Genomic DNA, 10,051 nt, shown 5'->3' with positions numbered 1-10,051 from the left:
CCGTCGCCCTGCACGCGCCGCTGCGGCTGGCCCGCACCCGCTCGCTCGCCCCCGCCGAGGTCGCGGTGCTCACCGCGCTCGCCGCGCCCTCGGTGGCCGGGGTCGCCCTGGTCGCCGAACGCTCCGGGTACCCCTTGTTCGGCTTCGAACCGCACGTCCTGGCGCTCACCGTCCCGCACTTCCACTACGCCGGGTTCACCGCCGCCCTCGTCGCCGGACTGGTCTGCCGCGCCGCCCGCCCGGGCTCGGTCGCGGCCCGCTGCGCGGCGCTCAGCATCCCGGCCGGCACCCTGCTGGTGCTGGCCGGGTACTTCCTCGGCGACTGCTGGCAGTTCGCCGGGGCCGCCGTGCTGACCACCGGGATGTGGCTGGTCGGCCTGGTCACCTGGCGCGAACTGCGCCCCCGCGGCGGCGATCCGGTCACCGCCCGGCTGCTCGCCGCCTCCTCGGTCGTCCTCGCGCTCACCATGCTGCTCGCCCTGTGGTGGGCGCTCGGCCGGGCCGCCGGACTCCCCCACCCCACCCTGGCCTGGATGGCCGCCACCCACGGCGTCGGCAACGCGCTCGGCTTCGCGCTCTGCGCCCTGCTCGCCTGGCGCCGGCTCGCCGCCGACCACCCCCGCAGCACCACCCCGGCCAAGACGCCGGAGACCGTCCGATGAACGACTACGACTACCCCGAGCAGGGCGCCAGCCGCACCGGCGAACTGCCCGCCGGCTACAACCACCTGCGGCACAGCACCCTCATCGGCCACGGCCGCCCCGCGCTGGAGGCCGCCGGCGCCGCCCTGCTCGACTGGCGGATGCACCGGCTCGCGGGCGTCCGGATCGACTCGACGGCCGACCGGGCCGCCCCGGGCGTCGCCGTACGCTGCGCCATCGGCCTCGGCCCGCTGCGGGCTGGCGCCCCCAACCGGGTGCTGGCCGCGGTCGACGGCCCGGACCGGTACGGCTTCACCTACGGCACCAGGGCCGGGCACCTGGCCCGGGGCGAGGAGACCTTCCTGGTCGAACTGGCCCCGGACGGCGCGGTCCGGTTCTCCGTCACCGCCTTCAGCCGCCCGGTCGCCTGGTACGCCCGACTGGCCGGCCCGCTGCTCCCGCTCGCCCAGCGCGCCTTCGCCCGGCACTGCGGACGCGTACTGGCCCGGATCGCGGCAGGGCCGGCCGACTGAACGGCGGCAGGACCGGCCGGGCGGCGAACGGTCGGGCCGGGTCGCCGCGGCGCCTGGCGGCGGGGGGTCAAACCGCTGGTCGGGACGGTGGGCTGTCCTGGATGATCGGCGGATGATGTCGATGCGCCCGGTCCTGGAGATCTTCGCCCCCGACGGCTTCGCGCTCTGGCCGACGAGCAGCCACGCGCCGCACCTGGACCTCACGCTGAGCGGGCGGTTGACGCCGGCCGAGGTGGGGACGGCGGTGTGGCGGTTGGCCGCCTGCAACGACGTCGAGCCCGACCACGAGCAGGCCGAGGAACGCGGCCCCCGGCCGGCGGACCCGCTGGGTGCCTTCCTGCACGGGCTGCTCACCGAGCCGCACCCGTACGCTCCCGGCGGGCTGGTGCTGAGCGACTCGGCCACCGGCGCCGTCTTCGAACCGGGCTGCTGCAACGGCCTGGAGGACTGGCGCGAATGGCGGGACGTCACGGACGGCTCCGGCACCGCCTGGTTCGGCCACGACCCCGATGCCCGGGCCGAACGCGTCGGCCGGGTCGTCCGGCTGACCCAGGACGCCGGGGACCGCGAGGACGGCGAGGACCACGACGACACGGTGATCGAGCTGCCGGTGGACGAACTGCGCCGGCTGCTCACCGGGGTCGAGCGGGACCTGCTCGACTTCCTTGCCCTGGTGGCGAGTTGGGCCGGGCAGCAGATTCCCGAACACGCCGAGACCGTCACCGTCGCGCTCGCCCGGGCACTGGACCTGGAGCCGCCGGCATGACCAGCTTCCACACCCACCGGGCCCTGGTGCACGACTCCTCGCTCCCGCCGTACCGGCGGCACAGCGCGCTGCTCACCTGCCTGAACCGCTTCTCCCCCTACGGCTTCCAGGCCACCTACCACCACCTGACCCTCAGCGCCCGGATGCCGCGCCACCTGCCAGCCGACCCGGACGCGCTGGTCCGTGCGGTGGACGAGCTGCACGAGGCGCGCGAGCTGTGGCGGGCCCGGGCCGAGGAGTACGCGGCGCAGCGGCGGGCGCAGAAGCAGGCCCGGCGCCGGCAACCGCCGGAGCCGGCCTGGTGGCGCTGGTCCTGGGGCTCGTTCGACCTGGCCTGGCGCTACGACCCGTTCCTGCACCCGCCGTTGCGCCTGCCCGACTACGTCCGGCGGCAGAACGCGCTGATGGATGGCGCCGAGCTGCCCGGCTGTCCGGCCTGCGGGGAGCAGGGCCCGACGGTGACGGTCGCGACCGCCCACGGCCACGCCGGACTGTGCCGCTGCTGCGCGCGGGTGCTGACGCCCTGCGGCTGCGGGCAGTGGCACCGCTTCGAGCCGGGGCTGCGGGTCAGTTGGAGCCGGATCTGGCGGCGCGAGCACATGACAAATGCCGGCGGGCCCAGCCCGCACTGGCCGGGTGTCCGGGGCGCGGCCCGGATCGAGCGGCTGGAGTCGTACACGGTCCGCTGGAAGTCAGGCGTGATGCACTGGGACCGTGACCAGTAGCGCCCAGCCGGCCTGCACCCGGACCTCGAAGTGGTCGATGTCCCCCGGCTGGAAGGCCGCGCCGCCGGTGGTGTGCACCGTTGCGTCCCGGCTGCCGTAGCCGGTTGCGGAGTGTGTTGCGCATGGGGTGCCTCCCGCGAAGGGGGAAGAATCGGGACGGACCGGACAGCATTCCGTACGGGCGGTGGCCGCCGACGGCTCGACCCCGGCGCCCGGGACCGCCGGAATACCCCGTCGACCAGGACCGTTGTGGCGGGCACATGGTCGCAAGCACCACCGCCGGAAGGGAAGGAACCGCGAGATGAGCAGCACGGTCGAGCTGACCAAGGAGAACTTCGACGACATCGTCCCGGGCCCGGAGGGCAAGGACTTCGTCTTCATCGACTTCTGGGCCGGGTGGTGCGGGCCGTGCCGCCAGTTCGCCCCGGTGTACGAGAAGGCCGCCGAGCGCCACTCTGACCTGGTCTTCGCCAAGGTGGACACCGAGGCGCAGCAGGAGCTGGCCTCCGCGTTCGACATCCAGTCGATCCCGACGCTGGCGATCATCCGTGAGGGCGTACTCGTCTTCTCGCAGCCCGGAGCGCTGCCGGAGGCGGTGTTCGAGGACCTGATCGGCCAGGCCCGCAACCTGGACATGGCCGAGGTGAAGCGCAAGGTCGCCGAGGACCAGGCGGCCGGCGGCCAGGCCTGATCCGGACGCCCGAGGGCCGGGGAGCCTCGTCTCCCCGGCCCTTCGCCGTACCGGGCCCCCGGTGCCGCCAGGGCGCCCCGGCCGGCGACTCCACCACCCGCTGGACCGGGTCGAAGCCCTCGGGCGGCTCGAAGCGGCGGACGGTACGCTCGTCCACGTCGAGTCGGGCGGCCGGTTCGGCACCGGTCAGACCGGGGCGGTCCCGGAGCAGTTGCAGCAGGGCGAGGACGCGGCCGACCGGGTACTCCTTCCCGTCTCCGCGCCGCTCTTCCACATGCCCGGCGGCAAGGCAGCAAGGCGGAGAAAATCGGGCGACGTCCGCGCGGATCCGATCCTAGGGTCGACGGCGGAGAAGGCCCCATCGCGGCGAAACCCTCCCGCGGGCCCGTCGAGGCCTCCTCCGGACATCCCCGTCGACGAAGGAGAGACCACCATGAGCACGTTCGTACTGGTACCCGGGTTCTGGCTCGGCGCCTGGGCCTGGGACGAGGTGGCCGCGCCGCTGCGCGCGGCCGGGCACCGGGTGTACGCCGTCAGCCTGCCCGGGATGGCCGAACGCGCCTCCGAGACGGGCGAGTTCGGGCTGGAGGAGCAGATCGCCGACCTGGCCGCACTGCTGGTCCGGGAGGACCTGTCGGACGTCGTCCTGGTCGCCCACAGCGGCGCCTGCGCCCCGGTGGGCGGGCTCGCGGACCGGCTGCCGGAGCGGATCCGCCGGGTGGTCTACCTGGACAGCCGCCCGCTGGTCGACGGCGCGTCGGTGTACGACCTGTGGCAGCCCGACTTCCGGCGGATGGCCGACACCTCGGTGGTCGACGGCCGCCTCCCGATGCCGTCCTGGGAGTTCCAGTCCGAGCACGGCGTGAGCACGGCGGGGCTGGACGAGGCCGCCCTCGCCCGCATCCGCTCCCACGCCACCCCGCACCCGGCGGGGGCGTTCCGGGACCGGCTGCGGCTGACCGGCGCCGGGGCCGCGCTGCCGCAGGCGCTGGTCTCCTGTTCCTTCCCGCTCTCCCGGATGCGCGAGCTGATCGCCTCCGGGGACCCGTACTTCGCCGGGCTGTCCGGGCCGAACTGGGAGCTGCGTGAACTGCCCACCGGGCACTGGCCGATGTTCTCCCGCCCGGCCGACACGGCGGCGGTGCTGGCGGAGCTCGCCGCGCTCTGAGCCCGTCGGTCCGTCCGCCGCCGGGCCCCGCCCTGTCCTGTCCGTGCCCTCGGTTCGTCCGACGGCGCCCTCCGCGTGTCCGTCCGTCGCGCAACCGCGCCCGGACCGGCAGGATGGGGCCCACGCCGTACCCGAGCGAACAGCGAGCATCCGTGCGCGATCAGCCCAGCCGTACCGAACCGCCGGACGCCGTGCCGGAGTTCCGGCCGGACCGCGGTCCGAGGCCGTCCGCCCCACTGCGCGCCGCACCCGGCACCTGCGCCCTGGTCACCCTGCGGACGCGTGACGGGCGCGAGAAGTGGCCGCCGGCGGCGGACCGGGTCAGGCTCGGGTACGGAAGCGAAGGCAGCCGCGGCCCGCACTCCCGGAGGGTCGCCCGCACCGGCGGCCCGGACGGGAACCGGCGCGCCCGGCCGCTCGACATCCGCGAGCGCACACCCGCCACCCTCGCCCAGCGGGCCGGGGTGGCCATCGAGACGACGGAGGACCGGGCATGACCAGCACCGCCGAGGAGTACGACGTCATCGTCCTGGGGGCCGGCCCGACCGGCGAGAACGTTGCCGACCGGACGGTCGCCGCCGGGCTGCGCACCGTGATCGTGGAGGCCGAGCTGGTCGGCGGCGAGTGCTCCTACTGGGCCTGCATGCCCAGCAAGGCGCTGCTGCGCCCGATGGCCGCGCTGGACGACGCCCGCGCGGTGGCCGGCTCCCGCGAGGCGGTCGGCGACCGGCGGCTGGACCCGGCCGCGGTGCTGGCCCGGCGGAACTCCTTCACCTCCGACTGGCAGGACGACGGCCAGGTCCGGTGGCTGCGGGACACCGGCATCGAGCTGGTCCGCGGCCACGGCCGGCTGGCCGGGGAGCGAACGGTGACGGTGGAGGCCGAGGACGGCAGCGAGCGGGTGCTCACCGCCCGGCACGCCGTCGCGGTCTGCACCGGCAGCCGCCCGTTGCTGCCCGCGCACGTGCCGGGGCTCGCCGAGGCCCACCCGTGGACCAACCGGGAGGCGACCGGCTCGCAGACCGTCCCCGGGCGGCTGGCGGTGGTCGGCGGCGGGGTGGTCGGGGTGGAGATGGCCGCCGCCTGGCGGGCGCTCGGCTCCGAGGTGGTGCTGCTGGTGCGCGGTGACGGGCTGCTGCCACGGATGGAGCCGTTCGCGGGCGAGCTGGTGGCGGACGGCCTGCGGGCGGCCGGGGTGGACCTCCGCTTCGGCACCGAGGTCACCGCGCTGGAGCGGGCGGACGGCTCCGGACCGGTGACCCTGACGCTCGCCGCCCGGGACGGCCAGGGTGGCGGCGGGACGCTGACCGCCGACGAGGTGCTGTACGCGACCGGCCGGGCCCCGCGCACCGCCGACATCGGGCTGGAGCAGGTCGGCCTGAAGCCGGGCGGCTGGCTGGAGGTGGACGACAGCTGCACGGTGCTCGGCGTGGACGACGAGTGGCTCTACGCCGCCGGGGACGTCAACCACCGGGCGCTGCTCACCCATCAGGGCAAGTACCAGGCCCGGATCGCCGGCGCGGCGATCGCCGCCCGCGCCCAGGGGCGCCCGCTGGACACCTCGCGCTGGGGCACGCACGCCGCGTCCGCCGACCTCGCGGGCGCGCCCCAGGTGGTCTTCACCCAGCCCGAGGTCGCCGCCGTCGGTCTGACCCGGGCCGCCGCCGAGGCGGCCGGGCTGCGGGTGAAGGCCGTCGACCACGAGATCGGCTCCGTCGCCGGGGCCTCGCTCTACGGCGACGACTACCGCGGCCGGGCCCGGGTGGTCTTCGACCTGGACCGGGAGGTGATCGTCGGCGCCTGCCTGGTCGGGCCCGGGGTGGCCGAGCTGCTGCACTCGGCCACCATCGCGGTGGTCGGCGAGGTGCCGATCGACCGGCTCTGGCACGCGGTGCCCGCGTACCCGACGATCAGCGAGGTCTGGCTGCGGCTGCTGGAGGACTGCCGGGGATAGCGCCCCCGAACGGGCGGCCCTCCGACCGGACGGGCACTCGAACGCCCGTCCGTTCGAGTGCCCGTCCGAACGGACGGCGGCCTCCCGGGTGACCGGCGCGGCGAGGTGTGACCACCCGTGGACGGCGGGACACTGGCAGTCGGGGGCCGTCCGGGGGGCCGAGCTCGTGACCAGGTGGTGTGAGGCATGACCGAGGTGCTGTTGGCCGTCGGAACCGAGAAGGGCCTCTTTCTCGGCCGCAGCCGCGACCGGCTGACGTGGAAGTTCAGCGGGCCGCACTTCCCGATGAACGCGATCTACTCCGTCTCCATCGACCGCCGCGACGGCCGGACCAGAGTGCTGGCCGGGGCCGACAGCAGCCACTGGGGGCCCTCGGTCTGGCGCTCCGACGACCTCGGCGCCAGCTGGTTCGAGCCGCCGCAGCCGGCCGTCCGCTTCCCCGAGTCCACCGGCGCCTCGCTCACCAGGGTCTGGCAGCTCCAGCCCGCCGGAGCGGAGGCCCCCGGCGTCGTCTACGCGGGCACCGAGCCGGCCGCGCTGTTCCGCTCCACCGACGGCGGCGAGACCTTCGCCCTGGTCGAGCCGCTCTGGAACCACCCGCAGCGGCCGCAGTGGGGCGCCGGCTACGGCGGCCAGGGCCTGCACACCATCCTGACCCACCCGCGCGACCCGCAGCGGCTGCTGGTCGCCGTCTCCAGCGGCGGCGTCTACCGCAGCAAGGACGGCGGCGACAGCTGGGAGCCCTCCAACACCGGCCTGCGCGCCGAGTTCTTCCCGCAGGAGAGCCAGTACCCCGAGTTCGGCCAGTGCGTGCACAAGATCGCCCCGGACCCGGTGCACCCGGACCGGCTCTACCTCCAGAACCACGGCGGCGTCTACCGCAGCGACGACTGGGGCGGCAGCTGGCGCTCGATCGTGGACGGGCTGCCCGCCGAGTTCGGCTTCGCCGTGGCCGCCCACCCGCGCCGGGCCGACACCGCCTACCTCTTCCCGCTCGGCGGCTCCGACGACCGCATCCCGCCCGGCCGCCGCTGCCGGGTCTTCCGCACCACCGACGGCGGCACCAGCTGGCAGCAGCTCGCCGAGGGCCTGCCCGGCGAGGACCACTACGGCATCGTGCTGCGCGATGCCCTGCGCACCGACGACGCCGCCCCGGCCGGGATCTACTTCGGCAACCGGACCGGCGACGTGTACGGCAGCCGGGACGAGGGCGAGAGCTGGTCACTGCTGCTCTCCCACCTGCCGGACGTGCTCTGCGTCCGGGCGGCGGTGGTGGGCTGAGCCTGTGGTGGCCTGAAATAACCGGTTGCCGGCTGGCAGGGCCTCGGTGAGCATGGGCCGCCGACGAACGATCACACGATTGTGGGGTGGGCCATGGCCGAGGACTGGGTGGTCAGGCGGGGTACCGACGGCGAGCCGGTGCTGCGCTACCTGCTGGACGAGCGGGAGGGGCGGCCGTGGGCCGACCTGCTGGAGGTCCTGGACGAGTCGGTGGACGCCGCCGGGTTCATCCGGGCCGAGCTGCCCGGCTGGGTGGTCTCCAGTTCTCCCGGGCTCGGGCGGGAGCTGGTGGCGCGCGGCGCGCGGGTGCTGCGGCACGCCCACACCTTCCGCCGCGACCTGCGCGCCGATCCCCCGCCCGCCGACTGGGCCGGGACGCCGCTGCGCGAGGGCCTGCGGGCGGTGCCCTGCGACCGCGCGCCCGAGGAGCTGTACGAGGCCTGGCGGGCCGCCTTCCCTCCCGGCCACATCGACCACTACCCGGGCGAGAAGGCCCAGGTGCTGGCCGAACGTCTCGGACTGCTGCTCGAAGGGAAGAGCATCGGCCCGGTGCTGCCGTCCAGCCTGCTCGCGGTGGACGCGGAGGACCGCGTGGTCGCCGGGCTGATCCTCACCGACCGCGACGGCCGGCCCTGGGTCGCCGACGTCTTCCGCCACCCGGAGCTCGGCTACCGCGGCCTCGGCGCGGACCTGCTGCGCAGGGCGATCGGGGACGCCGGCGCGCGGGGGCTCGCCGACGTGACCCTGGTGGTGTCCGAGGGCAACCCGGCCCGCCGGGTCTACGAGTCGCTGGGCTTCGTGCTCCAGGAGACCTCGCTGACGGTCGTCGTACCCGACGCCGGCTAGGAACGGACGCCGGACCTCGCCCGTGCCCCGGCAGTTCAGGGCCGGGCGAGTTCCAGGACGGCGATCCCGCCCAGCACGGTGAGCGCGGCGGTCAGCCGCAGCCGGCCGAGGCGCTCGCGGAACACCACGGTGGCGATCAGCGCGGCGATGACGATGCTGGTCTCGCGCAGCGCCGCGATCGTCGCCAGGTTGCCCCGGGCCTGCGCCCACACCACCAGCCCGTACGCCGTCAGCGAGAGCACCCCGCCGGCGATGCCCAGCGGCACCGCCCGGCCCGCCCCGGCGAGCAGCCCGGGACCGCGCCGGACCCGGACGATCAGCGCCAGCAGTGGCCCCTGGAGCAGGAAGAGCCAGGCCACGTAGCCGCCGACCGTCCCCTCACCGCCACCCTCTCCGCGGCCGACCTGCGGGCGGCCGCCGGACTGCTGGACGGCGCGAGCCGGGTGGTGCTGATCGGCGCCGGACTGTCCGGCGCGGTGGTGCTCGACCTCGGGTACCGGCTGCGCGCGCTCGGCCTGCTGGTGGACGCCCCGGCCGACCCGATCACCGCCCAGCTGGCCGCCGCCGGGCTCGGGCCCGGCACGGCCTGCCTGGCCGTCAGCCACACCGGCGCCACCCGCAGCGTGGTGGACGCCGCCCGTCTGGCCCGCGAGGCCGGGGCCGAGGTGCTGGCGCTCACCAGCTACGCCCGCTCCCCGCTGACCGAAACGGCCACCCTGGCCCTGGTCGCGGGCGGCCAGGACCTGGTCTTCGGCCTGGAGACCACCGCCAGCCGGCTCGCCCACCTGGCCGCCGTGGACGCGCTCGCCCAGACGCTGCTGGCCCTGCGCGGCCCCCGCGCCGAACGCGCCCTCGGCCTGTCGGCGGACGTCACCGCGGACTACGCGTACTAGGACTGCGCGTACTGGCTGCGGCCATGGTCGCGGCCGGCGCCCGTCAGTCCTTGTGCCCGCCCTCGATCCGGGCGCCGCGCACCACGACCATGGTCAGGCCGACCGCGACCAGCAGTTCCGCCCAGAAGAACGCCGCGTGGTCCAGCAGCGAGCCGATCGGCGGGTTGCCGGGCGCGGCGTTGCGCATGCCGACCAGGGCGAACAGCGTGGCCGCCATCCAGCCGAGGGCCGGCCGGACGATGCCGCGCCGCCGGCGGACGATCAGCCAGGCCGCCACCAGCACGGACAGCGCCAGCGCCCACATCGCGGCCATCATGAACCAGGCCAGGATGAAGGTGCTGCGCGAGCGGCTGATCCGCTCGGTCACCGCGATGCCGAAGCCCTCGCTCTGCTTCTCGGCCTGCCGGAAGGCGAAGAACGGGTCGGCCCGCACCCGCGCGTGGATGCGGACCCGCGGCCGGGCCGCCCGGCGCGTGCTCCGGACGGCCCGCCGGTGCGGCGGCGCGCTCATCGGCCTACTCCCACGGTCGGCGGGCGGCTCCGGATGCCGCCC

Annotated in this window: 13 protein-coding genes; 11 read left to right on the top strand and 2 right to left on the bottom strand. The window is 75.6% G+C overall.

All coding sequences use genetic code 11. The features are described 5' to 3' along the window. The 10 genes from KS423_RS28000 to KS423_RS27955 all read left to right on the top strand — a co-directional run. Positions 1–662 (top strand): YndJ family protein (locus KS423_RS28000; protein WP_224282551.1); only part of this gene is annotated, 662 nt, incomplete at its 5' end. Further along, positions 659–1,174 (top strand): DUF1990 family protein, encoded by a 516-nt coding sequence (locus tag KS423_RS27995; RefSeq protein WP_224282550.1) that lies wholly within the window; start codon positions 659–661, stop codon positions 1,172–1,174. The genes KS423_RS28000 and KS423_RS27995, both read left to right, overlap by 4 nt. Before the next feature lie 112 nt (positions 1,175–1,286). Continuing rightward, complete coding sequence (locus tag KS423_RS27990) at positions 1,287–1,940, top strand: hypothetical protein (RefSeq protein ID WP_224282549.1); 654 nt, start codon at positions 1,287–1,289, stop codon at positions 1,938–1,940. Next, entirely contained in the window at positions 1,937–2,665 is a 729-nt protein-coding gene (locus tag KS423_RS27985; protein WP_224282548.1) for a hypothetical protein, read from the top strand. The genes KS423_RS27990 and KS423_RS27985 overlap by 4 nt, the downstream gene beginning before the upstream one ends. Positions 2,666–2,966: 301 nt before the next feature. Then, positions 2,967–3,356 carry a co-chaperone YbbN gene (locus tag KS423_RS27980; protein WP_224282547.1) on the top strand — a complete coding sequence of 130 codons (390 nt, stop codon included), beginning with the start codon at positions 2,967–2,969 and terminating at the stop codon, positions 3,354–3,356. Between the two features lie 433 nt (positions 3,357–3,789). Continuing rightward, a complete protein-coding gene (locus KS423_RS27975) occupies positions 3,790–4,524 on the top strand; it encodes an alpha/beta hydrolase (RefSeq protein ID WP_224282546.1) in 735 nt (244 codons plus the stop codon). 152 nt (positions 4,525–4,676) lie between these two features. Beyond that, entirely contained in the window at positions 4,677–5,021 is a 345-nt protein-coding gene (locus KS423_RS27970) for a hypothetical protein (RefSeq protein WP_224282545.1), read from the top strand. Continuing rightward, on the top strand, positions 5,018–6,478 hold the full coding sequence (locus KS423_RS27965; protein WP_224282544.1) for an NAD(P)/FAD-dependent oxidoreductase: 1,461 nt from the start codon (positions 5,018–5,020) through the stop codon (positions 6,476–6,478). The genes KS423_RS27970 and KS423_RS27965 overlap by 4 nt, the downstream gene beginning before the upstream one ends. Before the next feature lie 186 nt (positions 6,479–6,664). Then, positions 6,665–7,759, top strand: coding sequence for an exo-alpha-sialidase (locus tag KS423_RS27960; RefSeq protein ID WP_224282543.1), 1,095 nt, complete (start codon positions 6,665–6,667; stop codon positions 7,757–7,759). 93 nt (positions 7,760–7,852) lie between these two features. Continuing rightward, a complete protein-coding gene (locus tag KS423_RS27955; RefSeq protein WP_224282542.1) occupies positions 7,853–8,605 on the top strand; it encodes a GNAT family N-acetyltransferase in 753 nt (250 codons plus the stop codon). 35 nt (positions 8,606–8,640) lie between these two features. On the opposite strand, the gene KS423_RS27950 is transcribed toward KS423_RS27955, so the two are convergent. After that, a complete protein-coding gene (locus KS423_RS27950) occupies positions 8,641–8,964 on the bottom strand; it encodes an EamA family transporter (RefSeq protein ID WP_224282541.1) in 324 nt (107 codons plus the stop codon). A gap of 84 nt (positions 8,965–9,048) precedes the next feature. On the opposite strand from KS423_RS27950, the gene KS423_RS27945 reads away from it, so the two are divergent. After that, complete coding sequence (locus KS423_RS27945; protein WP_224282540.1) at positions 9,049–9,498, top strand: SIS domain-containing protein; 450 nt, start codon at positions 9,049–9,051, stop codon at positions 9,496–9,498. Between the two features lie 43 nt (positions 9,499–9,541). Here KS423_RS27945 and KS423_RS27940 read toward each other — a convergent pair whose 3' ends face one another. Further along, positions 9,542–10,009, bottom strand: coding sequence for a DUF4436 family protein (locus KS423_RS27940; protein WP_224282539.1), 468 nt, complete (start codon positions 10,007–10,009; stop codon positions 9,542–9,544). Positions 10,010–10,051 lie beyond the last annotated feature (42 nt).

It is taken from the genome of Streptomyces sp. LS1784, from assembly GCF_020103755.1.
In the GTDB taxonomy this organism is placed as follows: Bacteria; Actinomycetota; Actinomycetes; order Streptomycetales; family Streptomycetaceae; genus Kitasatospora.
The sequence above is the reverse complement of the archived record's forward strand: the minus strand, read 5'-3'. Positions and strand labels throughout refer to the sequence as shown.